Genomic DNA, 25,910 nt, shown 5'->3' on the forward strand with positions numbered 1-25,910 from the left:
ACCACCCAAGGGGCTGTCATGGTGTTCCGCAGCGCGTACGCAGATGTCCCGGCCGTCAGCAAGCCCATCCACGAAGCGGTCCTCGGCGACGCTCGCGCGTACGGCAGCGCCCCCGCCCTCATCGACGCGGCGACCGGCACCACGCTCACCTACACCGAGCTCGACATCAGCCACCGCCGCACCGCCGCGGCCCTCGCCGAAGCCGGTGTCCGCAAGGGCGACGTCCTGGCCCTGCACAGCCCCAACACCATCGCCTACCCCGTCGTCTTCTACGGCGCCACCCGCGCCGGAGCCTCCGTCACCACCGTCCACCCCCTCGCCACGGCGGAGGAGTTCGCCAAGCAGCTCTCCGACTCCTCCGCCCGCTGGATCGTCACCATCTCCCCGCTCCTCGAAACCGCCCGCAGGGCAGCCGAGTTGGTCGGCGGCATCGAGGAGATCCTCGTCTGCGACCGGCCCGGCGACCTCGCTTCGCCAGGCCCCGTACCCGACCCGCCCATCGACCCCGCCACGGACATCGCGGCCCTCCCGTACTCCTCGGGCACCACGGGCACCCCCAAGGGCGTCATGCTCACGCACACCTCCATCGCCACCAACCTGGAGCAGATGCGCCCGCTCGCCCCGATGAATCCGGGCGACCGCATCCTCGCGGTCCTCCCCTTCTTCCACATCTACGGCCTCACCGCCCTCATGAACGCCCCCCTGCGTTCCGGCGCGACCGTCGTCGTCCTCCCGCGCTTCGACCTCGACCAGTTCCTCGCCACGATCGAACGCCACCGCATCACCGGCCTGTACGTGGCGCCCCCGATCGTCCTCGCGCTCGCCAAGCACCCCTCCGTGGCCCGCTACGACCTCTCTTCGCTCGACTACATCGTGAGCGCGGCGGCCCCCCTCGACTCGGCCCTCGCGGCGGCCTGTTCGGAGCGCCTCGGCCTCCCGCCGGTCCGTCAGGCGTACGGCATGACCGAGCTCTCCCCGGGCACGCACATGGTTCCGTACGACGCGAAGAACCCGCCCCCGGGGACCGTCGGCAAGCTCGTCCCCTCCACCGAGATGCGCATCCTGTCCCTCGACGACCCGGCCAAGGACGTCGCCCCCGGCGAGGAGGGCGAGGTCGCGATCCGCGGCCCGCAGGTGATGAAGGGCTACCTCAACCGCCCCTCCGAGACCGCCGCGATGATCGACCCCGACGGCTGGGTCCACACGGGCGACATCGGCCGCGTCGAAGGGGACGGCTGGCTGCACATCGTCGACCGCGTGAAGGAGCTCATCAAGTACAAGGGCTACCAAGTGGCCCCCGCCGAACTCGAAGCGCTCCTCCTCACCCACCCGGCCGTCGCGGACGCGGCGGTCATCGGCGTGTACGACGACGAGGGCACCGAACTGCCCAAGGCGTACGTGGTCCAGCAGCCCGGAGCGGCACTCACCGCCGACGACGTCATGGCGTACGTCGCCGAACGCGTCTCCCCGTACAAGAAGATCCGCCGCGTCGAGTTCATCGGGAGCGTGCCGCGCGCAGCGTCCGGCAAGATCCTCAGGCGCCAACTCAGGGACAAGGCATGACCGTTGTACGCATCTCCAAACCCGAGCGCGGGATCACCACCCTCACCCTCGACTCCCCGCCCAACCGCAACGCACTCTCCGCGGCCCTGGTCACCGGACTCGCCCAGGCGCTCCAGGCCTGCGCGACCGACACCGACACCCGCGCCATCCTCCTCACCCACACCGGCACGACCTTCTGCGCAGGCGCCGATCTGAAGTCCCCGGCCGACCCGGCGGCCTTCGTCGCCCTCCTCCGTACGATCGTCGCGCACCCCAAGCCGGTCGTCGCCCGCGTCACCGGCCACGTCCGCGCCGGCGGCCTCGGGCTCCTGGCGGCCTGCGACATCTCCGTCGCGGGCCCCGCCGCCACCTTCGCCTTCACGGAGTCCCTGCTCGGCCTGGCCCCCGCGGTCATCTCCCTGCCCGTCCTCCCGCGCATGGACCCCCGCGCGGCGGCCCGCTACTACCTCACAGGCGAGCGCTTCGACGCGGCGGAAGCAGCCCGTACGGGCCTGATCACCGAGTCGGCAGCCGACCCCGGCACTGCTCTCGCCCCCATCCTCACCGGCCTCCGCCGGGCCTCCCCCCAGGGCCTGACCGCATCGAAGTCCCTGGTCACGGCTACGATCCTGGAGAAATTCGACCGCCACACCGAAGACCTCACCGCCCTCTCCGCGTCCCTCTTCGCCTCACCCGACGCCCACGAGGGCATCACGGCCTTCCTCGAACGACGGGACCCCGCATGGGTGTTGTGACCTCCCCGAAGCAGGACCGCAGCCGCGCCACGCGCCAGCGCCTCCTGGAGGCGGCGGTCTCCTGCCTGGCCGAACACGGCTGGACGGGCTCCACGGTCACTGTCGTCGCCGAACGCGCGGGCGTCTCCCGGGGCGCCGCGCAGCACCACTTCCCGACCCGCGAGGACCTCTTCACGGCGGCGGTCGAATACGTCGCCGAGGAACGCTCCAACGCCCTGCGCGCGCTGCCGTCCCAGGACCCCCGCACGGTGGTCGCGGCGATAGTCGGCCTCTACACGGGCCCGCTCTTCCGTGCCGCGCTCCACCTGTGGGTCGCGGCATCCAATGAACCTCAACTTCACGCCCGCGTCACAGAATTGGAAGCCAGAGTGGGCCGCGAGTCGCACCGCATCGCGGTCGCACTCCTGCACGCGGACGAGTCGGTCCCCGGCGTGCGCGAAACTGTCCAGGGACTCCTCGACATGGCCCGCGGCCTGGGCCTCGCCAACCTCCTCACCGACGACACGAGCCGCCGCGAGCGGGTCGTCGCCCAGTGGGCGCACCTCGTCGAGGAGTCGCTGCACGGTAGTTCGTAGTGCGAAGTCTGCTGCCGTACGCTGGCGGCATGGCAATCCAAGAGGGCGGGCGGATGGGAGTCGTCACCGCACTGGTGCGCGCTTCCTTCCTGGTGAACGCCGTGTACGCGGAGTCGGGCCGGCAGTTCGGACTCACCCCGCAGCAGGGCCAGTTGCTCTGCGTCCTGATGCCGCAGCCGTACGGGATGACCGAGCTCGGCACCATGCTCGGCCTCGCCAAGTCCAGCCTCACCGGGCTGGTGGACCGCACCGCCGCGAACGGACTCGTACGACGCGAGCCGTCCCCGCAGGACCGGCGCGCGGTCCGGGTCGCGCTCACCGACGACGGTGCGGAGCTCGCCAAGCGGTTCTACGCCGACACCTGCCGGCGTATCGAGCTGCTCCCCGCCTCGCTCGGCGACGACGACCGCGACCGGCTCGCCGAGCTGCTCGGCCGGGTCGTCGTCGACAACGATGTGCCCGTGGTGTTCAAGGAGCCGGACGCGCTTTAGAGCTCGACCGGAGCTCGACTAGAGCTCGACGACGTCCGAGAGCTCCTCGACGAGCCTGCGCTGCGGGCGGGCGCCCACCATCGACTTCACCGGCTCGCCGCCCTGGAAGACCATCAGCGTGGGCATCGAGAGGACGCCGTACGCGGCCGGGGTGGCCGGGCTGGTGTCCACGTCCAGCTTGACGATCTTCAGCCGGCCCTCCGCCTCCTCGGCGATGCGGTCGAGCACCGGCGACAGCATCCGGCACGGGCCGCACCAGGCGGCGGTGAAGTCGACGAGCACGGGGACGTCGGAGGCCAGGACCTCATCGGCGAACTCGGCGTCGGTGATGGTCAGGACGGGGTTCAGGGCAGTGCTCTGCGACATGGGTCTGCTCCCTCGGATGGCAGGTCGGTCAGGCGTCGTACGAGGAGAGCTCGCACCGCGGCTCGGGCACCAGCGCCGCCTCCGCGCGCACCAGTTGGGCACCGACCTGTTCGCGTACCGCCTGCAACTGGGCGATGACCCCGTCCAGCTCGGCAAGCTTCCTGCGGTAGACCTCCAGGGAGGCAGGGCAGGAGTCGCCCTCGGGGTGGCCCGAGCGCAGGCAGTCGACGAACGGACGGGTCTCCTCCAGGTCGAAACCGAAGTCCTGGAGGGTGCGGATCTGGCGCAGGAGCGCCAGGTCCTCCTCGTCGTAGTCGCGGTAGCCGTTGGTGGTGCGGCGGGCGGGCAGCAGTCCGCGCGTCTCGTAGTAGCGCAGTGCGCGCGTGGTCATGCCCGCACGTTCCGCCAGTTCTCCGATGCGCATGGGTGCTGCCCTGCCCTTCGCTCTTTCTCGTGATGACGACCGTAGACCTTGACCCTGACGTCAAGGCCAGCCTGCCGGAGAGGCCGCCTCAGCGTGCGATGTCGCCGTACCCCACGATGTCGCGGGGGTCGCGCGTCCCGGGGCCGATGTAGCGGGCGGAGGGACGGACCAGCCGGCCGGTGCGCTTCTGCTCCAGGATGTGGGCGCTCCACCCCGCCGTCCGCGCACACGTGAACATCGAGGTGAACATGTGCGCCGGGACCTCGGCGAAGTCCAGGACGATCGCCGCCCAGAACTCCACGTTGGTGGCCAGCACCCGGTCGGGCCGACGCGCGTGCAGCTCTTCCAGAGCCGCCTTCTCCAGGGCCTCGGCGACCTCGAAACGCGGCGCCCCGAGCTCCTTGGCCGTACGGCGCAGGACGCGCGCCCGCGGGTCCTCGGCGCGGTACACGCGGTGGCCGAAGCCCATCAGCCGCTCGCCCTTGTCGAGCGCCTGCTTCACGTACGCGGTGGCGTCCCCGGTCCGCTCGATCTCCTCGATCATGCCGAGGACGCGGGAGGGCGCACCGCCGTGCAGCGGGCCCGACATCGCGCCGACCGCGCCCGAGAGGGCGGCGGATACGTCGGCACCGGTCGAGGCGATGACGCGCGCGGTGAAGGTGGAAGCGTTCATGCCGTGCTCGGCGGCCGACGTCCAGTAGGCGTCGACGGCCTGCACATGCTTGGGGTCGGGCTCGCCGCGCCAGCGGATCATGAAGCGCTCGACGACGGACTCCGCCTTGTCGATCTCACGCTGCGGGACCATCGCGTTGCCCTGGCCGCGGGCCGACTGGGCGACGTACGAGAGTGCCATGACGGCGGCCCGCGCCAGATTGTCGCGCGCCGTCTTCTCGTCGATGTCGAGGAGCGGTTTCAGCCCCCAGACGGGCGCGAGCATGGCGAGCGCGGACTGGACGTCGACGCGGATGTCCCCGGAGTGGACGGGGATGGGGAAGGGCTCGGCGGGCGGCAGGCCGGGATTGAACGCCCCGTCGACCAGCAGGCCCCAGACGTTCCCGAAGGAGACGTGACCGACGAGGTCCTCGATGTCGACGCCCCGATACCGGAGCGCGCCACCCTCCTTGTCGGGTTCGGCGATCTCGGTCTCGAAGGCTACGACTCCTTCAAGGCCGGGAATGAAGTCGGACATCAGGCGGCTCCTCAAGATGCGTGCGGCAGACGGAAAAGAAGGGGTGTGGGGTCACCCCGCTCATGCCCCGTGCGGCGGTTGGTCACCCCACCGCTTTCGTCAGAAGGCCACAGTGGCCCGTCGCAGAGTTTGGCGGGTCCGGACGGGTGCGGGGAAGCGTGACATCCGGCACACGGGGGGTATTCCTCGCGGCTGCGGTGTCATCGGGCCCGGTGGCCTGTCCGTACTGCTGGGGGTTCGGGGGTCGTCCCCCGGGAAGATGCAGTATCCGGCACACGGGGGTATTCCTGGCGGCTGCGGCAGGATGTGCCCCGTGCCGAACGATCTCGATCCCGCCGCCATGCGTGAGCAGTACCGCACCACCGTCCTCGCGGAGACGGACCTCGCCCCCACACCGATGGACCAGTTCGCCCGCTGGTTCAAGGACGCCGTCTCCGGCGGACTCCACGAGCCGAACGCGATGGTCGTCTCGACGGCGACCCCGGACGGACGCCCGTCGTCCCGCACGGTGCTGCTGAAGAAGTACGACGACGGGGGCTTCGTCTTCTTCACGAACTACGCCTCCCGCAAGGGCCGCGAACTGACCGCCAACCCCCACCTCTCGCTCCTCTTCCCCTGGCACCAGATCGCCCGCCAGGTCATCGTCACCGGCACGGCGGCCCGCATCCCGCGCGAGGAGACGGCCGCGTACTTCCACAGCCGCCCGCACGGCTCGCAGCTGGGCGCGTGGGCGAGCGCGCAGTCGACGGTGATCGGCTCGCGCACAGAACTGACCAGCAGATACGAGGAGTTGGAGGCCCGCTATCCGGCGGGCACGGAGGTGCCGGTGCCGGAGGGCTGGGGCGGCTTCCGGGTCGTACCGGAGGCGGTGGAGTTCTGGCAGGGCCACGAGAACCGGCTGCACGACCGGCTGCGGTACGTGAACGAGGGCGGGCGGTGGCGCGTCGAGCGCCTCTGTCCGTAGGACTTCTGGACGTGCAGAAACCCGCGGGCTCTGGTTCCTCCGGAGAGGAGCCGGCCGGACGAAACCGGCGAGCCCGCGGGTCGGTGACTGCGTGGTATTACGGCCGACAGTCTGTCGGCGCTGTGCCCCGGTGCACCAAGGCACAGTGGTGCGCGACGGGCCGTCAGCCCGCAGCCACCTCGCTGGTCCGGTAAGCCTTCACTTACGGATCACCTCCTCTCAGTGCGTGGGCATCACATTAGGAGTCGCCGCTAGGGCGCTCAACCTATTTTTCCCTACTGGTGCCGAGCGTGGGCTCGACCCTTGTGGCATAGGCGTAGCCGTCGGCCCTCTGAAGAAGTCGAAGGTGCCGGTAGGAGACGTTGAAACGGCCTCCGTGGACAGCCAGGCTGTGCTGCCCGCTGGCCCGTACCGAGATGCGTCCGGTCCATGTCCCGGCCCACTTCCCGCTGGGCATCACGGCGCGCACCAGATCGCCGGTTGCATAGCCGTAGTGCTGCTTGGCGCGGGTGCGGTGGAGCCGGGGGAAGCCGTAGCGGTCGGGGGTCGTGCGGGCGTACGAACCGCGGCCGGTGGCATTGACGATGTGGATCGTTTCGGGAACGCGGACGATGGCGTCCCCGCACTCAAGGTCGAGGTGACCGACGGCAAGGGCGTCGATGGTGTGGCTCTTCCCCAGTCCCATCGCGTTGCGATTCCACTGTGTGCGGGCGCCCGACCAGGTGTGAACGGGCGCACCAAGGGTGCTGAGGGCCCCAATGAGCTGTCGCCGAGTTGCGTTCATGACAGCTGCGTCGTGCAGTGGCTTCTTCATCTCGCGCAGGATTTCCGCGAGCCTCTTGGGCTGGTGTGCGAGGAAGGCCTCGATGGGCAGGGAGCCCTTGGCCTGGTTGCACGCGACGCACGCCAGCGTCAGGTTCGAGACGCGGCCGGAGCCGCCACGGCTGCGGGAGCGGACGTGATCGATGTTCAAGGACACACCGGTTGCCCCGCAATACGCGCAGGCACGGCCCCATTTGGCGAGGAGATACGCGCGGATTTCGGTGCCTGCGAGTGTGCCGTTGCGGTACTCGACAGCGCTGAGCGGCCTGCCCTCGCTCATGGCATGCGTGTCGAATGCCACGCTCTCCACGTGTATGCCGGTCACTGGGGCGAGCAGGGACAGCCGGCGGACGGTGGAGATCGTGGTGTCGACCCGGTGGCGTACTGCCGGGGCCAGCCAGCCCTTCGGGCGGGTGCGGTTGTGGGAGCGCGGCGCTCGGTGGCGGAGGTTCTTCGAGCGTCTGCGGCGGCGGTAGCCTGCGCGCTGCCGCATGCTGCGGTGGATCTGTTCGCCGCGGTGCTGGAGTTCGACTGCGGCAAGTCCGCGCCGCACAGTGGATGTTGACCCGTCGTGATTGCTCTGCTTCTTCTCGTCCATGACGGAGATTCCGGTGAACTTTGAGCCGGGATCGATCCCGATCTGTACCCCTTGGACTTCGGAATCGGCGAAGGTTCGGTCCTTCAGCCGGATGGTGAACGGAGCGTGCCGTGTGACCACGGCGCGGCTGCGATCGAGGAGTTGGCGGGCGCGTGCGGGGTGGCAGGGCATGAGGGGGGCTCCGTCCTTTGCGAGGACGAAGACCCTGCCTGCTCCTGTTCCGCCCCCGTATGGCGAGTTGTGCGGGGGAACGTCACCGTTCCCGTTCTCTGCCGGACCCGGTGCCGTGGCATCGGGTCCGGCGTGACGCCGACGGGATGTGGTGCGTTCGCCGCCGGTCTCCCCTCGCTCATGTTCCATGCCGGTGTGCCGCCTGGTGGCGGGCTGTCCGTGAGCCGTTTCGTCCCTGCTCCCAGGGGTGTCTGCTCCCACGGATTCCAGAGCAGGCTGCTGAGGAAGCACAGCCTGGTGGGTCTTCTCACCTACAGGAAACGTAGCCATCAAGGGCACCTGCCTTGGACCTGTTGATCGCGATGACTGGAGCTGGTCACTCTGCCCGCCTCCGCAGATGGAGATGAGCCCGGCAGCCGGGCCGGGGAGCGAGTGACCTCCTTTCGAGCGTGTGCTGCGACCGTAGCTGCCGCATCACGATCGGGCGATAATTCAGGGCTCATCACGGCTGGATGTGATTTTTGCCGAATCAACGGGATTGTCCGGCATGGGGACTTGGGCTGTGTTAGGGCTTGTCCGGCAGTTCGCTGCGGCACGTCCAGAGCAACGATTTCTGAAAGTCGCGTGTGGGCTGGGTCACGTTCGCGTTCAATGATCGGGTAGACGTCATACGCGGCGGACACGTCCTGCCAGGGGGTTCAGGATGAGTGCTTCCCGGATCGAGCCCGAACACGAACAGCCCACCGAGCAGCCGACCAGCGATCTTCTGGCCGCACTCCTCGACGGAATGGACGCCGCTCTCTGCGCCTTCGACGCGGACGGTGTCATCACCCACTGGAACCGCGAGGCCGAGCGCATCCTCGGATGGACGCCCGAAGAGGCCGTGGGGCGGCGGGGGTTCGCGGGGTGGGCGGTGCGGAGTGCCGATGCGGGCGAGGTGCAGGGGCGGCTGATGGCCGTGATGGGTGTGCCGGGGCGGCAGGTGCACGAGTTCGCGCTGTTGCGGAAGGACGGGGGGCGCGTTCTCGTACGGATGCAGTCCGCCGGGGTGCGCGGCGCCGACGGCCAACCGGCCGGGATCTACTGCGCGTTCAGCGAGGTGCACGCCCAGATCGATCTGGAGCGGGCCATCGCGCTGAGCGAGGCGCTCTTCGAGGACGCGTCGTGGGGGGTCGTCCTGGTCGACGTCGATCTGCGTCCCACCGTCGTCAACGCCCATGCGGCGCGGGCCCTTTCGGCCGGGCGTTCCACGCTCCTCGGGCGGCCGCTGGGCGAGCTGATCCTGCAGGGCGTGGATGAGCTGGAGGGTGCGCTCCATCACGTACTGGCCGAAGGCGCGCTGCCCGCGCCCGCCGAGATCTGGGTGACGCTGCGTACGGCCGAGGGGGAGCGGCGGCGGTGCTGGCGGTGCGGGTTCCTGCGGCTGGCTTCGCCGTTGGCGGAGGAGCCTGTTCCGCTGGGGGTCGGGTGGCTCTTCCAGGACGTCACCGAGTCCAAGGAGGCCGCGCAGGAGGCGGACCGGCTGCGCTTCCGCGCCAATCAGCTGCACCGGGCCTCGCATGCGGCCTCCGAGTGCGAGGACCCGATGGAGGCGGCGACCTCGTATCTGGACTACGCGCTCGCGGGCTTCGCCGACCATGCGCTGATCGATCTGGTCCCCGAGGGAGGGACGAGGCTCGTACGGGCGGCCGCCACGCCCTCGCCCGAGCCGGGGCCCACGCTGCCGTATGCCTCGGGGATCCCGCTGCGGTACGCGGCCGGGCACCCGGCGCTGCAGGCCGTCGAGCGGATCGGGGCGGTCCGGGCGAGCGGGGCGGCTGCCGACACGGGGTGGGCGGCGGACCGGCTGTGGCTGCCCGGGACCGTGCACGCGCTCTGTGTGGTCCTGCGCAGCAGGGGGCTGACGCTGGGGGTGGTGACGTTCCTGCGGGGGGCTTCGCGGGCCGCGTTCGAGAAGCCGGATGCGGTGTACGCGGAGAGTGTGGCCGTGCGGATCGCTGCCGCGGTGGACTTGGCCAGGGCCCTTTCGGGGCCGGGGGCTTGAATTCGCTCAGTGGCGGTAGAAGATGCGGTCGCCGTACTCCTTGAGCACGCGGCCGTTCCACTCGTGGCCGCCGTCGACGTTCCCCGACCTCAGCAGCGGTACCTCCACGCCCCGCTTGGCCAGCTCGCCCGCCGCGGTCGCCATCGTGGCCTGCATCAGCGCGCTGGTGACCACGGTCGACGCCGGTGCGAACGGTGCGTCGATGCCCTCGGCGGTGAGCTCCGCGTCGCCGATCGGGATGCGGCTGTCGATCACGACGTCGCAGTGGTCCTTGAGGTACGTGCCCGAGGTGTGCCGCGATTTGGTCTCCGTCGCGAAGACCGTGGACGTCACGCCGATCACCTTCAGGCCCAGGGCGCGCGCGTTCATCGCCATCTCCACGGGCAGTGCGTTGCGCCCGGACATCGAGATGATCACCAGTACGTCGCCGGGCTGGGCCGGGCTGGAGTCGAGGACCGCGCCGGCGAGGCCGTCGACCCGTTCCAGGGCGGAGCCCAGCGTGGCGGGCATGACGTCGACGCCGAGGGTGCCGGGGACGACGAGGAGGTTCATCAGGGCCAGGCCGCCGGCGCGGTAGACCACGTCCTGGGCGGGGAGCGAGGAGTGTCCTGCGCCGAAAGCGAAGAGCCGGCCGCCCGCTTCGACGGTGTCGGCGATCATGGTCCCGGCGGCTGCCACACTGTGGGCCTCACCGTCCCGGACCTGCTGCAACAGCCCGATCGCGGAGTCGAAGAACTGCCCGGCCAGACTGTCGCTCGCGTTGGTCATGGCGATCACGTTGCGGTCTGGACCTGTGGACTGTCAATACCGCTCGACCCCGGCGCGGCCCGGTTGTCGGAGCTATGCGTCAGAATTGAGCCAGGAGGACCTCCAGCACCCTCCTCGGGCCAGCGCACTAGTCAAACAAGGGGCACCAAATGTCGGGGTTGATTGATACAACCGAGATGTACCTCCGCACCATCCTCGAACTCGAGGAGGAAGGTGTGGTCCCCATGCGTGCCCGGATCGCGGAGCGGCTGGACCAGAGCGGTCCCACGGTCAGCCAGACCGTGGCGCGGATGGAGCGCGACGGCCTGGTGGCCGTCGCGAGCGACCGGCACCTGGAGCTGACGGAAGAGGGCCGCAAGCTGGCGACGCGGGTGATGCGCAAGCACCGCCTCGCCGAGTGTCTGCTGGTCGATGTGATCGGCCTGGAGTGGGAGCAGGTCCACGCGGAGGCATGCCGCTGGGAGCACGTGATGAGCGAGGCGGTGGAGCGGCGGGTCCTGGAGCTGCTGCGTCACCCCACCGAGTCTCCGTACGGAAACCCGATCCCGGGCCTGGAGGAGCTGGGCGAGAAGGCCGAGGCCGATCCGTTCCTGGACGACAGCATGGTCAGCCTGGCCGATCTGGACCCGGGTCCCGAGGGCAAGACCGTGGTCGTGCGGCGCATCGGTGAGCCGATCCAGACGGACGCCCAGCTGATGTACACGCTGCGCCGCGCGGGCGTGCAGCCGGGCTCGGTGGTGAGCGTGACGGATTCGCCCGGCGGGGTCCTCGTGGGGAGCAGCGGCGAGGCCGCCGAGCTCGATTCCGAGGTGGCGTCGCACGTCTTCGTCGCCAAGCGCTGATCGGGACGTAACACCCGTACGCCGTAGGTCCGTTGAGAACCGGCGTATGGGCAGCGCTCGGGCGCGAGCCGTGCAAGGCTGTCGGCTGAGGCATATGACCTGAGGTCCGAGCGTGCCGCGCCACAGCGGGTTGCGCCGGGCTTCGGTATGCGAGTACGACAAGCGCACGACCCGGATGTGCACGACCCAGATGTGCGAGACCCGGACGTCCCGGACCCGGACGTGCCGGCTCGGCCCGCTTGTCGCGGCCGGGAAAGGAGCTGCTGAATGCGCCTGTCGCATCCGCACTCGCTCCTGTGCGCAGAGGGCCCCGGCGCCCGAAGGCGCCGGGGCCTGTCCTCCCCTGCTCTGACCTGGAGCCCCGAGCTCTCAAGGTCAGTTCCGTCGGACCGTCATCCCCGAGCGGTCCGCCCCCCGCTGAAGATCTCCCCTCGGCAGCAGCGGCCAATCCTTGAGTGCCGTCACTCGAAAGAGGGGTGTTGTGTGGGAGGGGCGCTTTTTCGAATACGAGTTCGATAGCCTGGTGGGGCTGAAGCAACCTGTTCGATCCTGGGGAACGAGAAGGGGGTGCCGGAACACATGGTGCGGCGTATCGACGTGACCGGAGCCGACGGCGTGCGCCTCGCCGCCTGGGAGTTCGCCGAAGCCCCGAAGGGGCGCTCGGAGGCGGACCACGCCCCAGGGGTCTTATTACTGCACGGGCTGATGGGCCGCGCCTCGCACTGGGCCTCCACCGCCCGCTGGCTCACCGAGCGCCACCGCGCGGTCGCCCTCGACCAGCGCGGCCACGGACGCAGCGAGAGGCCCAGCGAAGGACCGTTCACCCGCGAGGCCTACGTGGCCGACGCGGAAGCCGCAGTCGAACAGCTGAACCTCGCCCCGGTCACCCTGATCGGCCACTCCATGGGCGCCCTCACCGCCTGGCAGCTCGCCGCCAAACGCCCCGACCTCGTCCGGGCCGTCGTCATCTGCGACATGCGGGCCTCCTCGCTCGGCGCCGCGTCCCAGCGCGAGTGGGAGGACTGGTTCAAGTCCTGGCCCGTCCCCTTCGCCACCCTCGCCGACGTACGCAAGTGGTTCGGCGAGGACGACCCCTGGGTGGAGCGCCCCAGCCCGGCCCGCGGCGAGTTCTTCGCCGAGGTGATGGCCGAGCGCGCCGACGGATGGCGTCCCGTCTTCTCCCGCCGCCAGATGCTCAAGTCCCGCGAGACCTGGGTGTACGACGCCCACTGGGAGGAGCTCGCCCAGGTCCAGTGCCCCACCCTGGTCGTCCGCGGCCTCGACGGGGAGCTGGGCCGTGCGGAGGCCCAGGAGATGGTCAGAGTCCTGCCGCGCGGCCAGTACGCGGAGGTCGCGGACGCCGGCCATCTCGTCCACTACGACCAGCCCGAGGGCTGGCGCATGGCGGTCGAGTCCTTCCTGGACGGCGTCCTGACGTCCTCGTGACGGGCTCCGTTACCCCTTGCTGACCGCCGCGAGGATCTCCGGCAGCCGGGCCGAGGTCTGCGGTGCCGCCAGACGCAGGGCGGCCCAGGCGATCAGGACCCCGTACACCGCACCCAGCGGAAGCAGCACCCAGAGCCAGCCGTGCGCACCGGTCACATGCAGCCAGATCAGCAGGGCGATCACCGGCGCGCACAGCACGGCACCCGAGACCATCCCGCCGAAGATCGAGATCGCGGCGATGCCTCCCTGGCCGGGCGCGACGTTCTTGTGGGCGTTGTCCTGCGGGATCGAGTACGGGAAGCGGGCCGAGGCCAGCGCCCCCGTCGCCATCATCGCGCCGAGCAGCGCCAGCGCCAGACCGAGCGCCTCGGGCAGTGCCGACCAGTCCCCGATGACCGCGGCGGTCACGAAGGTGACCAGGACGGTGTACGGAAGGGCGACCAGGAGCAGGGCCAGGGCGCGGGCCCGCAGCTCGCCGTAGGCGTCCTTGGTGGTCGAGATGGTCTGGGCGACCATCCAGAAGGCCGAGGTGTCCTGGCCGAACTGGTTGTACATCTGGACGCCGAGCATCCCCGAGGCGAAGCAGGCGAAGTAGATCGAGCCGCTGCCCTGGAGGGCGTTGAAGATCGGCACGATCAGCCCGATCGCGAGCGAGGTGATCCAGGCGGCCTTGGTCTTGGGGTCGCGCCAGATGTAGAGCAGCGTGCGGTGCATGACCGCGCCCGTGCGGCCCTGGGGGAGCAGCCGGCCGATGCCGGACGCGGAGTCCTTGCGGACGGGTTCCGCGGCGGCGATCGTCGAGCCGTCGGGGGACGTCATGAGCTTGATGAGCGAGTTCTGCCAGAAGCGGAGCAGCAGGAAGAGCCCGGCGGCGGAGATGAGGAGCTGGGCGGCGGCCCGCCCGTACGATCCCTCGCTCACCGAGGCGACCGCGCCGATCGCGGATGGACCGGGCACCCAGCGCAGGATGTCCCCGGCCGGGTCGAGCGCCGACAACCCGCCCGAGCGGCCGAGGCGTTGGGCGCCGAAGTTCACCACCTGGATGCCCACCGCGATGATCAGCCCGCTCAGTACGGCGAGGTCGCGGCCCTTGCGGGAGGTGAGCAGCCGTACGTTGCCCGCCGCCACCGCACGGGACAGCGCCACGCAGAGCAGGATGGCGAGGGGCACGGCGACGACGGCGACGGCCGCCGCGGCGGCGGACGTCGCCACCGCGATGGCCGACCCGAGCACCAGGCAGAGCGTGAAGAGCGGTCCGATGCCGACGAGCGACGCGGCGAGCAGCGCCCGCACCAGGGGTTCGGGCCGCAGCGGGAGCATCACCAGCCGGGTCGGGTCGAGCGTCTCGTCGCCGCTGGGGAAGAAGAGCGGCATCACGGTCCAGCCCAGCGCGAGGACCGCGACGAGGATCGCCGTGAGCGAGCCCGCGTGCGCGTTGCCGTGCAGGGCGATCAGCCCGAGGAGCTGCAGCGCGCCGAAGAGCGCGACGACGACCATCGAGGCGATGTACGCGGCCTTGCGCCCGGACGACTGGCGAAGACCGTTGCGCAGGAGGGAGAGCTTGAGCCTGATGAAGATCGGCGTGAGGGCGAAGTCGGCCGGCGCGGCGTTCTGTTGGGCAGGTGCGGGTCCGTCCGCGTCCACCCCGAGCGCGCCCAGACCGTCGGTGGGTCCGTTCATCGGGCACCGCCGCCGAGCCAGTCCAGGCTGGTCCCCGCGTCGCGGCCGTTCGCGCCGACCAGCTCCAGGAACGCCTCCTGGAGGGAGGGTGCTTCACCCCGTACGTCCGCCAGCGGACCCTGCGCCCTGATGCGGCCCGCGGCCATCACGGCCACCCAGTCGCAGAGCGACTCGACCAGCTCCATCACATGGCTGGAGAAGACGACGGTGGCGCCCGAGGCGGTGTAGCGCTCCAGGACGCCGCGGATCGTCTGGGCGGAGACGGGGTCCACACCCTCGAACGGCTCGTCGAGGAACAGCACTTCGGGATTGTGGAGCAGGGCGGCGGCCAGCCCGATCTTCTTGCGCATGCCCGTCGAGTAGTCGACGACCAGCTTGTGCTGGGAGCCTGCCAGGTCCAGTACGTCCAGGAGCTGCGTCGCCCGCTTGTCGACCTCCGCGCCGGGCAGCCCGCGGAGCCGCCCGCTGTACGCGAGGAGTTCGCGGCCCGAGAGCCGCTCGAAGAGGCGCAGGCCCTCGGGGAGCACGCCGATACGGGACTTGACCGCGACCGGGTCCTGCCAGACGTCGTGGCCCGCGACCTCGATCGTGCCCATGTCGGGCCTGAGCAGCCCGGTGACCATGGACAGGGTCGTGGTCTTGCCCGCACCGTTCGGGCCGACCAGGCCGATGAACTGGCCTGCGGGCAGCTCCAGGTCGATCCCCGCGACGGCCACCTGCTCGCCGAACCGCTTCCAGAGTCCGCTTACCTTTACCGCCACTGCCTGGTCGGGCATGGTGCCGCGCCTTTCGAAGTCCCCGTTGATGGGGACCACACTAAGGGCGGCTGCCGCGGGCCTCCTGGCCGCAGGCGTACGCGAGCGGACTGATCAGTTCCTCCGCGTCGGGCAACCAGCGGTTCGCGGGCGTGGGACGGCGCGCCCACTGCACTGCGCCGCTCCTGCCGACCCTGGTCGGGGGCGCGGCCACGTAGTCGCCCTCGCCGCGTACGACGAGATCGAGGGCGGACGGCGCCCAGCCCAACTTCCGTACGAGATCGGGCACCTTGACGCCCGCGCCCGGCAGCACGAAGAACACCATCCGGCGGTCGGGCGTGCAGGTCACGGGGCCCAGCGTCAGCTCCATCCGCTCCATGCGGGCGAGCGCGAGGAAGCCGGCGGTCTCGGGGACGTCGATCGCGTCGAAGGTGCGGCCGGTCGGCAGCAGGATCGAGGCCTTGGGCATCTTGGACCACAGCCGGCGCGCGGCCACGGCGCTGCCCGTCGCCTGCGTCGCCCAGTCGGAACCGTTGGGGTGCGCACCGGGCGCCGCGCATTCGGCCTCGCCGCAGGAGCACCGTTCGACGCCGTCCTCCGCCTCCAGCCAGGCGCCGGCGAACACGTCCCAGTGCCGTTCCTCCGCGTACCGGACGGCGCAGTCGAGGAGGAGCTCGCCTCGCTGCTGGGGGATGTGTGCGGCTGCCGTCGTGCCTGCTGTGCCTGCGATGGTCTCTTCCACGAAGAACACAACTCCCGCCGCCACCTTGGGTTACGGGCGCGGGGCGGGCGGCGGTGGAGCATCGTTCCGGCATGTGGGGCGCATGGATGCACGTACGGGGGCGCGCATGCGAATGCGGTGCGGGGGTGGGTAGCCACATGGGGAGAACTGCGCGGAATTGCTCCTTCATCCGCATTCTCCGGACATCTGCCGGGAAGTGATCAACACAGTGATCTGCACTGTGATCAATGCAGGGGGTACCCATGGCCGCCAGGCCTCTCGTCGCACGCCAGCCCAACGAGCGCCTGCAGGCGCTCATCCAGGAGGCGGGCTGCTCCAACGCGGGGCTCGCGCGCCGCGTCAACATGGTCGGCGCGGAGCGCGGGATCGACCTTCGTTACGACAAGACCTCGGTGGCCAGGTGGCTGCGCGGCCAGCAGCCGCGCGGGCGGGCGCCGGGGATCGTCGCCGAGGCGCTGGGCCGCAAGCTCGGCCGTACGGTCACGATCGACGAGATCGGGATGGCGAACGGCAAGAACCTGGCGTCGGGGGTGGGGCTGCAGTTCTCGCCCACCGTCCTCGGCGCGATCGAGCAGGTGTGTGAGCTGTGGCGCAGTGACGTGGGCCGCAGGGACTTCCTCTCCGGATCGACGGTGGCGGCCTCCGCGCTGGTCGAGCCGAGCAGGGACTGGCTGATCACGGGCGCGGACGCGGCGGTGGCGCGGTCGTCGGGGGCGCGGGTGGGGGTCTCGGACGTCGAGGCGGTCCGGGCGATGACCGAGGCGCTGGTGGAACTGGACCACCGCTTCGGGAGCGGGCATGTGCGCCCGGTGGTCGTCCACTACCTGAACAGCGTGGTGTCGGGGCTGCTGGCCGGTTCGTACCGCGACGCGGTGGGCCGTGAGCTGTTCGCCGCGGTGGCCCGGCTGACGGAGCTCGCGGGCTACATGGCGATCGACACGGGCCAGCCCGGGCTAGCGCAGCGCTACTACATCCAGGCGCTGAGGCTGGCGCAGGCGGCGGGGGACCGGGGGTACGGGGGCTACGTACTGGCGGCTTCGATGTCGCACCTCGCGGCGCAGCTGGGCAACCCGAGGGAGATCGCGCAGCTCGCGCGGGCGGCGCAGGAAGGTGCGCGGGGGCGGGTCACGGCGCGCGTGGAGGCGATGTTCTACGCGGCCGAGGCGCGGGGCCACGCGCTGCTGGGGGACGCGCGGACGACGCAGCTGGTGGCGGGGAAGGCGCTGACGGCGATGGACGTGGCGGAGGGGGAGGGCGAGAGCGGGGACGATCCGGCCTGGATCGGGCATTTCGGAACGGCGTACCTCGCGGACGAGTTGGCGCACTGCCACCGGGACCTGGGCCAGGGCGAGGCGGGTGCGCGGCGCGCGGAGGAGGCCTTGGCCGCACTGCCCGAGGGGAAGGTGCGGCGCCGGGCGATCGGGCTGGTGCTGCTGGCCACGGCGCAGGTGCAGCAGCGCGAGGTGGAGCAGGCGTGTGCGACGGGGACTCGCGCGGTGGAACTGCTCGCGACCGTGCGGTCGAACCGGGGCGCGGACTATCTGGAGGACTTGCAGGCGCGGCTGGAGCCGTTCGGGGAGGAGGCGCCGGTGAGGGAGTTCGGAGCGCGGCTGGAGGTGGCGGCGGCGTAGGCGCAGGCCGGGATCTGTCCCCTGACCCGCCCCTTCCCGAAACCGGGGCTGCCGCCCCGGCCCCCGCTTTTCGGGGGCTCTGCCCCCGGACCCCCGCTCCTCAATCGCCGGAGGGGCTTGAATTTGCCCGGCCCCATCATCAGCGCCGCGCACCCCCGCCGTGTTACACACCTCACCCGCACCCCCGGGCACGTGGCAGCACCCCCGTGTCACCCGGTAGCGTGAACCGACGATTCCGTAGGTCTACGCGCAGTAGGAGTCCCGGTGACGCAGAACGGACAGGGCGACGAGCCGCAGCTTCCCGCTGTGCGGCCCGCGCACGAAGGCGTTGTGCTGCCCGCGGACGGAAGTGCGCCGCTGATACCGGAGGTTGCCGGCGGACACACCGTCCCGGCCGGCGGCCAGCCATGGGGGCAGCCCTGGGGCCCCGAGCAACCCGCGCCCCAGCACCAGCAGCCGCACCAGCAACTCCCGTACCAGCAGCCCCAGCAGCAGCTGCCCTACCAGCAGCCTCAGCAGCAGCCCCAGCCCTACGCGCCCCAAACCCCGTCCTACGCCCAGCCCTTGCCCCCCGAGTCCCCCCACGGCTCCGCCGACGCCACGCAGTACATCGCGCCGGTCCCCGCAGCGGACTCCACCCAGTTCCTGGGCTACGCACCGCAGCCCGCCCAGCAGAACTACGACGCCGACGCCACCCAGTTCATCCAGCCAGTCCCTGCCGCCCCCGACAGCGCGCCGTACGGCATCCGCCCCGGAGCCCCCGAGGACCGGCAGCCGCCCGCCGAGTTCGACAGCCTCTTCCGTACGGACGGGCCGCCCCAACCGGCCGGTGAGACCCAGCAGTTGCCGCGCTTCGAGCCCCACACCCCGCGGCCCCAGGCTCAGCGACAGCAGCCGCCCTACCAGCAGCAGCCGTCCTACCAGCCGCCGCAGCCCCAGCCCCAGCCCCAGCACCAGCAGTACGCCTACGACCCCGACGAAGCCCCTGACTCCGGCCGGCGCCGCTCCTCCAAGACGCCCCTCATCGCCGCCGTCGTGGTCGGCTGCGCCGTCATCGGCGTCGGTGTCGGAGCCCTGATGAGCAGCGGCGGGGACGACGCCAAGAAGGGCGACGACAAGCAGCCCGTCGCCTCTTCCTCGTCCGCCCCGGGCAAGAACTCGCAGCAGCCCGCCGCCGACGCGGGCAAGGCCCAGGCCGTGGAGCTCGACAAGCTGCTCGCGGGCAGCAGCAGCAGCCGCTCCGCCGTGATCGGCGCCGTCGGCAACATCAGGTCCTGCCAGAACCTCGGCCAGGCCGCCGTCGACCTGCGCGGTGCCGCCAACCAACGGCACAGCCTGGTGACCCAGTTGAAGACCCTCAAGCTCGACAAACTGGCGGACAACGCCCAGCTGTCGGCCTCCCTCACCACCGCGTGGAATGCCTCCGCTTCCGCCGACGAGCACTACGCCGCCTGGGCCGACCAGGTCGCCAAGGCGAAGAAGCACGGCTGCAAGGGCGGCCACGCCCGCCGCACCCAGGCGGCGAACCAGGGCGACGCGGCGAGCGGCCAGGCCAGCGGCGCCAAGCAGCAGGCGTCCAAGCTCTGGAACGCGATCGCGGGCCAGTACGGACTGACCAAGCGCGGCGCCACCCAGCTGTAGGGGGGCGAAGGGGCCCGGCGAACCGGGCCCCGGACTCAGCTCGACGTGCGCGCGTTCTCCAGCGTCGCACCCACGTCCACGAAGCCCTTCTGCTGCGCCACGAGCCGCCCCTGACGCACCACTTGGTACGTCACCGAGCGGTTGACCAGCCGCGGGAAGCCCGCCGACGCCAGCATCGAGTCGAAGTCCCACCGCAGCGGCGGAGTGAGCCCGCCCGTCGTCACCGGAGTCCGGCGGTTCAGCGTGGTGATCAGGTCGCTGCGGGAGATCGAGTCCTTGTGGAGGGACTCGACGGCCCGCTTCAGCACGGTGTACGCGACCCAGGTCGTCTGCACCCCGGCGTCGTCCGTGTCGATCCGGTCGTCCCCGAAGGCGTACTTGTCGACGACGCCGCGCATCGCGTTCCAGCGCGGGTCGCCCGACTCCGGGTACCAGCCGGTGACGTACGCCCCCTCGAAGGGGCCCGCCTTGCCGCCGGTGGAGTCGACGAGTGCCTGGCCGACGCTGCCGACGACCGAGGAGATCCGCACCTGCTGGTCCTTGGCCTCGACCCGGCGGAAGGAGTCCAGGAACGTCTCGGTGCGCTCCCCGAGCACGGCCGTGACGCAGCCCTTGCCCGCCTGTTCCCGCGCCGCGGATCTGCCGATCCGCGCCGGGACCCCGGGCCCTGCGCCCACTCGCTCCAGGGCCTGTGCGGCCACCGTGCTGTAGTCGCCCGCGTCGTCGGCCGCGCGTATGTCGACCGCCGCACGCCGGTGGCCCTCCGCCAGGCCGGAGTTGATGAGCGGGGGCAGATTGTCGCCGTCGATGGTGTCGGGACGGATGAGTGCGACCCGCTTGCAGTCGCGTGCGAGCTGCCGGCCGTTGCCCGCGAGGAGCGCGGCCTGGCCGCCGTTGACGGGATAGGAGTCGAGGGAGGTGAACTCGTCGCCGGAGATGCCGTATCCGCCGATGAACGGAATCGCCGCGGCCTCCAGCGGCGGCATGAAGGCGGAGCCGAACTGGCTGTACGAACCGACGACGGCGACCGCACCCTCCTTGACCGCCCGCCGGGCGCAGTTGCCCGCGCCGATGGTGGTGTTCTGCTCGTTGCAGGTGAGCACCTTGATCTTGTGCCCGTCGATGCCGCCGTTGTCGTTGACCCAGCGGGAGAAGGCGACGGCCATGGCGGGCATGCCCGGCATGTTGGTGGCCTGGGTGCCGTCGGGCGCCCACGTCATCACGGTGAGTGGCTCCCTGGATCCCCCGATCCCAGGGAGCGACCCGCAGCCGGTGAGGAGCGAGGCTCCAGCCGCCATGGTGAGAGCGAGGAGGAAGGAGGTGGAGCGTCGCACACCGGTCATGGGCATGAAGATTTCCGCCTCCCGGGTAACGGGGCGGTGGCCTTCGCTCAACGTTGGGTGACGTGAAAGTGAATTACGGGGGCGGGCACAGGCGTGCCTGAAGGGAACGTACGATCGAAATCGTGTCAGCTTCTTCCGAAACCCCTTCCCGCCGACCCCGTCGCACCGCCACCATGGGCTCCATGCCACTCAACGACATGCCGTGGTGGCGCTGGCGCGCCAATGTGCGTTCGGCGCTCCACATGCTCTCCGACCCCGCCTTCCACCAGGAATGCTGGCTGGCCGGCCTTGAGGGATACGGGGATGTCACCGACGCCGTGTACCGGCTGGTCGAGGACACCTGGCTCGACAACTGGTCCGCCGAGAAGTACGTCGGGACGATCTTCCGCGACTCGGGCGAGGCCACCCTGGTCGACACCGCCGTGCTGCGGGTGCTGAGGATCATGCACCAAGTGGGGCCTGATGCGCCCGTATCCGTATATATGGAACATCACGGGTGGCCGGAGGCGGTACGCGCGGCCCGCGAGGCGCACGTACGGCTGGCGGCGAGCGACGGGGACGACCCGGACGCGGCCCCGCGCACGCTCGAGGTGCTCCGCATTCTGACCCGTGCAGCCTGACTCAAGCGGTCTGTGGCACCCTGTCCGGCATGGCTGACCAGTACGTCCTCACGCTCTCCTGCCCGGACAAGCAGGGCATCGTCCATGCCGTGTCCTCGTATCTGTTCATCACGGGCTGCAACATCGAGGACAGCCAGCAGTTCGGCGACCGTGACACCGGTCTCTTCTTCATGCGGGTCCACTTCTCGGCGGAGGCGCCGGTGAACCTGGAGAAGCTGCGGGCGAGCTTCGCGGCGGTCGGCGACTCCTTCGCGATGGACTGGCAGCTGCACCGGGCCGGCGACGGCGACCGGATGCGGATCGTGCTGATGGTGTCGAAATTCGGCCACTGCCTGAACGACCTCCTCTTCCGCTCGCGGACCGGCGCGCTGCCGGTGGAGATCGCGGCCGTCGTCTCCAACCACACGGACTTCGCGGAGCTGGTCGGCTCGTACGGCATCCCCTTCCACCACATCCCGGTGACGAAGGAGACCAAGGCGGCCGCCGAGGCGCAGGTGATCGATCTCGTACGCGAGGAGCGCGTCGAGCTGGTCGTCCTGGCCCGCTACATGCAGGTCCTCTCGGACGATTTCTGCAAGGCGTTGAACGGCCGGATCATCAACATCCACCACTCCTTCCTGCCGAGCTTCAAGGGCGCGAAGCCGTACCACCAGGCGCATGCGCGCGGTGTGAAGCTGATCGGCGCGACGGCGCACTATGTGACGGCCGACCTCGACGAGGGCCCGATCATCGAGCAGGAGGTCGAGCGGGTCGGCCACGAGGTCACTCCGGACCAGCTGGTGGCGGTCGGCCGCGACGTGGAGTGCCAGGCGCTGGCGCGGGCTGTGAAGTGGCATGCGGAGCATCGGGTGCTGATGAACGGACGCCGCACGGTCGTCTTCGCCTGACGGCGCAGCGCCCCGAAGCCTGTGAGGCCCCCCGGGCCCATCAGCGTGCGGGGTGCACGAAAATCACAGCCTGCTCATCGATGCCGCCGCGAACAGTACGTCCCTGATCGCCTCGCGGTCGCCGTCCTGACCCGCCGCCGCCTCCTCCGGAGAGACGTGGCCTGCGGCCAGCTGACAGAACTCCACGCCGTCCAGGGCGATGTGGGCCACCGCGTGAGCGGGCGACGCGATCGCCCCGGGGGAGTCCAGGGAGATGTACCAGTCGCCGCCGCCGACCCCCTCGATCTCCAGGCGCAGGCTGCGGCCGGGCGAGCCCGCCGAGACCAGTCTGCGGGCGGGAGCGGCCAGGCCGGCGCGGCGGCGGGCGGCGAGGGTGGTGGGGAGCAGTCGTGCGGCCAGGTCGATCATCGTGTGGAGGTGGGCCGCCGACGGTGGGTCGTACGGATAGTCCACCGCGTCCGCGATGTCGCCCGCGTGCACCCAGCACTCGAAGGCCCGGTCAAGGAACGAGTCCCGCAGCGGCAGGCTGAACCCGCCGTAGGGGACGTCCAGTTCGGCCACGCCGCGGCCCGCGAAGGAGACCGTACGGATCAGGTCGTGGCCCTGCTCCCGCCACGGCTCGCGGATCGTGCGGGTCGGCGGGAAGTGGGCCGAGCGCCAGAAGTGGTCGGTGCGCTCGGTGGGTTCCGTCGGGGCTTCGCCGCCCAACGGGTCGTCCAGGCCCAGCGCCAGGGCCACCAGCGCGTCCACGGACAGGAGGTGCGCGATGACGCCCGCGACCGTCGTCCGCCGGGACACCGGCTGCTCGCTCTCGAACCACTTCAGCCGCACCGGCGCGTGCCACTCCGCATCGCCGAAGTCATTGAGCAGGGCGTCGAGCCTGGCGGTCTCCGCGTCGTACGGAGCGGCCCAGTCCGGTACGGGGATACGGGCCGGGCGCCCGGCCAGGCACCCCTGCAGGACCCGCGACCTGAGCAGCGGGTCGAGGTCCAGGCTCCGCTCGGCGTGCAGCAGCCCCACCGCGTCGCGCAGCCGCAGCGCCTCGTCCGCGCAGGCGGAGCAGGTGGTGAGGTGGGCCTCGACGGCCTCGGTCTCCTGGGGCGAGCAGGCGGCCAGCGCCCAGGCGCCGAGCAGGGACTTGAGCACCTTGTGGGTCAGGGACAGGGGTGGGGTGGCCAGTTCGCCCCCGGCGTCCGCGGCCTCCGAGACTCCGCGCTGGGAGGGTATCCGGGGCGGGAGTTCCTCCGCCGGCTCGGGGATGCCGTCCTGCGCCGGGCCGTTCACAGTGCACGTCCGTAGCCGGGAGGGGCCGAAGCGCCGGTGACGGGGCGGGTGTTGGCCGTGGAGAGCAGCTGCAGCCCGAGCCGCAGCCGGCGCCGCGCCTCGTCCTCGGTGACGCCGAGGTCGGCGGCTGTCTGGCGGTAGTCACGGCGCTGGAAATAGGCGAGTTCGAGTGCGGCCCGCAGAGGGGCGGGCATGGACGTCACGATGTAGTCGGCGCGGGCGGCCGCCGAGGCCTCCCGTACCTTCTGCTCCAGATCCTCGGTGGTGCCTTCGCCGCCCGCCGCCAGTGCGGCCGATTCGGTCTGGCGCAGGCGGTGCACGGCCTGGCGGTGGGCGAGGGTGGCCACCCATGACCTCATCGACCCGTGCTTGGGGTCGTACGCATCGGGGTTTTCCCACACATAACCGAACACCTCGCGCGTGATGCGGTCGGCGGCCTCGTCGTCGTCGAGCACTCGGTGGGCAAGGCTGTGCACGAGTGACGCGAACCGGTCGTACAGCTCACCGAGCGCGGCGGCCTCGCCGCGCGCGAGTCGCTGCTGCATCCTGCGGTCCCACCGGGGTGGTGTGTCCTTCGGCATCTGGCCCCCAAGCCCGCACGCTGTGCCCCTCTACCCCTTCGAATGTAGTGCGGGGTGCCGACAATGCAGGTGCCTTTGCGGTAAGTGCGCCCGGCGGGCGGCTCGCGATGATAAAGAACCTGTCAGTCTCGCCGACCAAATATGATCACTTCTGTCCGAAACCTTCGGTGTGTAGCTCATGGGAACGGTGTTTCATGAGAGGGCTGCGGGGCAGCTGCGCACAGCGGGGGCAAGAACCGGAGCGGGAAGGTCCAGTCGCGTGATGCTGAACGTTGTCGAAGCCGACCAGGGCGAATGGGCCGTACTGCGCATCTCCGGCGAGCTGGATCTGGTGAGCTCGCCCGTCATACGCCAGCGGGTCCACGACGCGGTGGCCGAGGGCCGCCACGACGTGGTGCTCGACCTCTCGGACGTTCTCTTCTGCGACTCCAGCGGTGTCGGCGTCCTGATCGCCGCCCGCCGGCTGCTCCGCTCCTGCCAGGGCCGCCTGCGTCTGATCCTCCCCGCCCAGGGAGCGCCCGACGGATCGCATGTGAACAAGGTCCTCGCGGCCCTCGGCGTACGCCGTCTGTTCGAGGTGTACGTGGACGTGGCATCGGCCGTCGAGGACGACGCACAGCCGCTGTCGGCGTAACCCCTTCACCGGGCTCCGGCGAGTCGTACGCTCCGGTACATGGACAGCGCAGAGTACGAGCGCAAGACGGCGTCGCGGTTCGCCACCTTCGACCAGGACGGCAACGGCTGGATCGACCGCGAGGACTTCAGTGCGGCGGCGAAGGCACTGCTCGCGGAGTTCTCCACGACGGCGCGGTGCGACAAGGGCCAGGCCCTCTACGCGGGGGCGGAAGCCTTCTGGCAGGGCATGGCCGGGATCGCCGACGTCGACGGCGACCAGCGCATCACCCGGCCGGAATTCGTCTCGGGTGCGGTGAAAAGACTCCAGGACAACCCGGCACGGTTCGCGGAGATCGCCCGCCCCTTCCTCCACGCGGTGATCGCGCTGGCGGACGAGGACGGCTCGGGTCCGACGCCCGCGGCCGCCGACCGGGTCCTGCGCACCCTCGGTGTTCCCGCCGAGATCTCCGGGCAGGTGGCGGGCGCGCTGGACGGCGACGGCGACGGCCGGATCACCGAGGACGAGGTGCTGGCCGCTTTCGCCTCGTACTACGCGATCGGCTAGGCAGCGGCGCCCGAGAGCAGCTCGGAGAGCTCCTTCTCCTGGTCCTCGGGGAGCGTCGTCTTCAGGACCTCGCCGCCGAACTCCGCCATCGCCTCCGAGAACGCTTCCCCGGTCGCCGGCGCCATGATCACGACGGCTGCCGAGCCGGGCTGCAGCAGGGAGTCGACCTTCGCGCGGAACTTCGCGTCGAGCCCCATCTGGCTCAGCTTTCCGGCCAGCCCGCCGACAGCGGCTCCCACGATGCCCAGCACAGGGACGAGGACAAACATGCCGATGACCAGGCCCCACAGGGCCCCTGCGGTCGCCGCGATCGGCACCTTCTCGTCCTTGCGGGGGGTGTCGACGTGCGTCTCGCCCTCCTCGTCCACCGAGACGACGGCCAGACCGGTGAAGTCGACCACGGAGTCCTTCTTCAGCTGCTGAACAGCCCGGAAGGCCTGTTTCGCCACGGCAGGGTCGTCGTAGCCGATGACAATGAGTTCGGACATAGATGCCTCCTTGGCCGGAGATCGGCACTATGTACGCTATATCCCTTTCGTCGGGCGGGCTCCTCGGCGGGTTCCGGCGGG

The 25,910-nt window shown here is 70.6% G+C and carries 26 protein-coding genes; 14 read left to right on the forward strand and 12 right to left on the reverse strand.

Going from position 1 to position 25,910, the window contains the following annotated elements; genetic code table 11:
• Window positions 1-18: 18 nt before the first annotated feature.
• The 4 genes from AB0H78_RS13295 to AB0H78_RS13310 are packed head-to-tail and all read left to right on the forward strand — an operon-like array spanning window position 19 to window position 3,363.
• Window positions 19-1,563: a 4-coumarate--CoA ligase family protein gene (locus tag AB0H78_RS13295; protein WP_363234462.1), complete on the forward strand. Its 1,545-nt coding sequence runs from the start codon at window positions 19-21 to the stop codon at window positions 1,561-1,563.
• Window positions 1,560-2,297 carry an enoyl-CoA hydratase family protein gene (locus tag AB0H78_RS13300; RefSeq protein WP_363234463.1) on the forward strand — a complete coding sequence of 246 codons (738 nt, stop codon included), beginning with the start codon at window positions 1,560-1,562 and terminating at the stop codon, window positions 2,295-2,297. Before AB0H78_RS13295 ends, AB0H78_RS13300 begins: the two co-directional genes overlap by 4 nt.
• Window positions 2,285-2,872, forward strand: a complete 588-nt coding sequence (locus AB0H78_RS13305) for a TetR/AcrR family transcriptional regulator (protein ID WP_363234464.1) — start codon at window positions 2,285-2,287, stop codon at window positions 2,870-2,872. The genes AB0H78_RS13300 and AB0H78_RS13305 overlap by 13 nt, the downstream gene beginning before the upstream one ends.
• A gap of 53 nt (window positions 2,873-2,925) precedes the next feature.
• On the forward strand, window positions 2,926-3,363 hold the full coding sequence (locus AB0H78_RS13310) for a MarR family transcriptional regulator (protein WP_363234671.1): 438 nt from the start codon (window positions 2,926-2,928) through the stop codon (window positions 3,361-3,363).
• Between the two features lie 18 nt (window positions 3,364-3,381).
• Here the strand turns inward: AB0H78_RS13310 and trxA are convergent, their stop codons facing one another.
• From trxA to AB0H78_RS13325, 3 genes are all read right to left on the reverse strand, one after another.
• Entirely contained in the window at window positions 3,382-3,729 is a 348-nt protein-coding gene (gene trxA, locus AB0H78_RS13315; protein WP_363234465.1) for a thioredoxin, read from the reverse strand.
• A 28-nt stretch (window positions 3,730-3,757) separates the two neighbouring features.
• The gene (locus AB0H78_RS13320) at window positions 3,758-4,153 is read right to left on the reverse strand and encodes a MerR family transcriptional regulator (protein WP_363234466.1); all 396 of its coding nucleotides are present in this window, start codon (window positions 4,151-4,153) and stop codon (window positions 3,758-3,760) included.
• A gap of 88 nt (window positions 4,154-4,241) precedes the next feature.
• The gene (locus AB0H78_RS13325; RefSeq protein ID WP_363234467.1) at window positions 4,242-5,342 is read right to left on the reverse strand and encodes a citrate synthase 2; all 1,101 of its coding nucleotides are present in this window, start codon (window positions 5,340-5,342) and stop codon (window positions 4,242-4,244) included.
• 304 nt (window positions 5,343-5,646) lie between these two features.
• Between AB0H78_RS13325 and pdxH the strand changes: the two genes are divergently transcribed.
• Complete coding sequence (pdxH, locus tag AB0H78_RS13330; protein ID WP_363234468.1) at window positions 5,647-6,306, forward strand: pyridoxamine 5'-phosphate oxidase; 660 nt, start codon at window positions 5,647-5,649, stop codon at window positions 6,304-6,306.
• Between the two features lie 265 nt (window positions 6,307-6,571).
• On the opposite strand, the gene iscB is transcribed toward pdxH, so the two are convergent.
• Complete coding sequence (gene iscB / locus AB0H78_RS13335; RefSeq protein WP_363234469.1) at window positions 6,572-8,227, reverse strand: RNA-guided endonuclease IscB; 1,656 nt, start codon at window positions 8,225-8,227, stop codon at window positions 6,572-6,574.
• Between the two features lie 373 nt (window positions 8,228-8,600).
• Here iscB and AB0H78_RS13340 point away from each other — a divergent pair, with 373 nt between their 5' ends.
• Complete coding sequence (locus tag AB0H78_RS13340; protein WP_363234470.1) at window positions 8,601-9,941, forward strand: PAS domain-containing protein; 1,341 nt, start codon at window positions 8,601-8,603, stop codon at window positions 9,939-9,941.
• 6 nt (window positions 9,942-9,947) lie between these two features.
• Here the strand turns inward: AB0H78_RS13340 and AB0H78_RS13345 are convergent, their stop codons facing one another.
• Window positions 9,948-10,709: an SIS domain-containing protein gene (locus AB0H78_RS13345; protein ID WP_363234471.1), complete on the reverse strand. Its 762-nt coding sequence runs from the start codon at window positions 10,707-10,709 to the stop codon at window positions 9,948-9,950.
• A 149-nt stretch (window positions 10,710-10,858) separates the two neighbouring features.
• Here AB0H78_RS13345 and AB0H78_RS13350 point away from each other — a divergent pair, with 149 nt between their 5' ends.
• Window positions 10,859-11,551 (forward strand): metal-dependent transcriptional regulator, encoded by a 693-nt coding sequence (locus AB0H78_RS13350; RefSeq protein WP_363234472.1) that lies wholly within the window; start codon window positions 10,859-10,861, stop codon window positions 11,549-11,551.
• Window positions 11,552-12,130: 579 nt separating this feature from the next.
• A complete protein-coding gene (locus tag AB0H78_RS13355) occupies window positions 12,131-12,997 on the forward strand; it encodes an alpha/beta hydrolase (protein WP_363234473.1) in 867 nt (288 codons plus the stop codon).
• A 9-nt stretch (window positions 12,998-13,006) separates the two neighbouring features.
• Here the strand turns inward: AB0H78_RS13355 and AB0H78_RS13360 are convergent, their stop codons facing one another.
• From AB0H78_RS13360 to AB0H78_RS13370, 3 genes are read right to left on the reverse strand one after another with little or no spacing between them, the layout of a single operon-like run.
• Complete coding sequence (locus tag AB0H78_RS13360; RefSeq protein ID WP_363234474.1) at window positions 13,007-14,677, reverse strand: transporter; 1,671 nt, start codon at window positions 14,675-14,677, stop codon at window positions 13,007-13,009.
• Entirely contained in the window at window positions 14,674-15,453 is a 780-nt protein-coding gene (locus AB0H78_RS13365; RefSeq protein ID WP_363234475.1) for an ABC transporter ATP-binding protein, read from the reverse strand. Before AB0H78_RS13365 ends, AB0H78_RS13360 begins: the two co-directional genes overlap by 4 nt.
• A 40-nt stretch (window positions 15,454-15,493) precedes the next feature.
• Window positions 15,494-16,183: a bifunctional DNA primase/polymerase gene (locus AB0H78_RS13370; protein ID WP_363234476.1), complete on the reverse strand. Its 690-nt coding sequence runs from the start codon at window positions 16,181-16,183 to the stop codon at window positions 15,494-15,496.
• Window positions 16,184-16,416: 233 nt separating this feature from the next.
• Between AB0H78_RS13370 and AB0H78_RS13375 the strand changes: the two genes are divergently transcribed.
• Together AB0H78_RS13375 and AB0H78_RS13380 are read left to right on the forward strand one after the other, a co-directional pair.
• Window positions 16,417-17,805 (forward strand): transcriptional regulator, encoded by a 1,389-nt coding sequence (locus AB0H78_RS13375; protein ID WP_363234477.1) that lies wholly within the window; start codon window positions 16,417-16,419, stop codon window positions 17,803-17,805.
• A gap of 264 nt (window positions 17,806-18,069) precedes the next feature.
• A complete protein-coding gene (locus AB0H78_RS13380) occupies window positions 18,070-19,446 on the forward strand; it encodes a hypothetical protein (RefSeq protein WP_363234478.1) in 1,377 nt (458 codons plus the stop codon).
• Between the two features lie 35 nt (window positions 19,447-19,481).
• Here AB0H78_RS13380 and AB0H78_RS13385 read toward each other — a convergent pair whose 3' ends face one another.
• On the reverse strand, window positions 19,482-20,789 hold the full coding sequence (locus AB0H78_RS13385) for an ABC transporter substrate-binding protein (RefSeq protein WP_363234479.1): 1,308 nt from the start codon (window positions 20,787-20,789) through the stop codon (window positions 19,482-19,484).
• Between the two features lie 173 nt (window positions 20,790-20,962).
• Between AB0H78_RS13385 and AB0H78_RS13390 the strand changes: the two genes are divergently transcribed.
• Both AB0H78_RS13390 and purU read left to right on the forward strand, forming a co-directional pair.
• On the forward strand, window positions 20,963-21,409 hold the full coding sequence (locus AB0H78_RS13390; protein WP_363234672.1) for a hypothetical protein: 447 nt from the start codon (window positions 20,963-20,965) through the stop codon (window positions 21,407-21,409).
• Between the two features lie 29 nt (window positions 21,410-21,438).
• A complete protein-coding gene (gene purU, locus AB0H78_RS13395) occupies window positions 21,439-22,296 on the forward strand; it encodes a formyltetrahydrofolate deformylase (RefSeq protein ID WP_363234480.1) in 858 nt (285 codons plus the stop codon).
• 63 nt (window positions 22,297-22,359) lie between these two features.
• On the opposite strand, the gene AB0H78_RS13400 is transcribed toward purU, so the two are convergent.
• Both AB0H78_RS13400 and AB0H78_RS13405 read right to left on the reverse strand, forming a co-directional pair.
• Window positions 22,360-23,523, reverse strand: a complete 1,164-nt coding sequence (locus AB0H78_RS13400; RefSeq protein ID WP_363234673.1) for a zf-HC2 domain-containing protein — start codon at window positions 23,521-23,523, stop codon at window positions 22,360-22,362.
• A gap of 53 nt (window positions 23,524-23,576) precedes the next feature.
• Window positions 23,577-24,161, reverse strand: coding sequence for a sigma-70 family RNA polymerase sigma factor (locus AB0H78_RS13405; protein ID WP_363234481.1), 585 nt, complete (start codon window positions 24,159-24,161; stop codon window positions 23,577-23,579).
• 262 nt (window positions 24,162-24,423) lie between these two features.
• Here AB0H78_RS13405 and AB0H78_RS13410 point away from each other — a divergent pair, with 262 nt between their 5' ends.
• Both AB0H78_RS13410 and AB0H78_RS13415 read left to right on the forward strand, forming a co-directional pair.
• Window positions 24,424-24,795 (forward strand): STAS domain-containing protein, encoded by a 372-nt coding sequence (locus AB0H78_RS13410; RefSeq protein ID WP_363234674.1) that lies wholly within the window; start codon window positions 24,424-24,426, stop codon window positions 24,793-24,795.
• Between the two features lie 39 nt (window positions 24,796-24,834).
• Window positions 24,835-25,341 carry an EF-hand domain-containing protein gene (locus AB0H78_RS13415; RefSeq protein WP_363234482.1) on the forward strand — a complete coding sequence of 169 codons (507 nt, stop codon included), beginning with the start codon at window positions 24,835-24,837 and terminating at the stop codon, window positions 25,339-25,341.
• Here AB0H78_RS13415 and AB0H78_RS13420 read toward each other — a convergent pair.
• Window positions 25,338-25,829 carry a DUF1269 domain-containing protein gene (locus tag AB0H78_RS13420; RefSeq protein WP_363234483.1) on the reverse strand — a complete coding sequence of 164 codons (492 nt, stop codon included), beginning with the start codon at window positions 25,827-25,829 and terminating at the stop codon, window positions 25,338-25,340. The genes AB0H78_RS13415 and AB0H78_RS13420 overlap by 4 nt on opposite strands.
• Between the last annotated feature and the right edge of the window lie 81 nt (window positions 25,830-25,910).

The sequence above is a fragment of the Streptomyces sp. NPDC050738 genome (genome assembly GCF_040654175.1).
Taxonomy (GTDB): Bacteria; Actinomycetota; Actinomycetes; order Streptomycetales; family Streptomycetaceae; genus Streptomyces.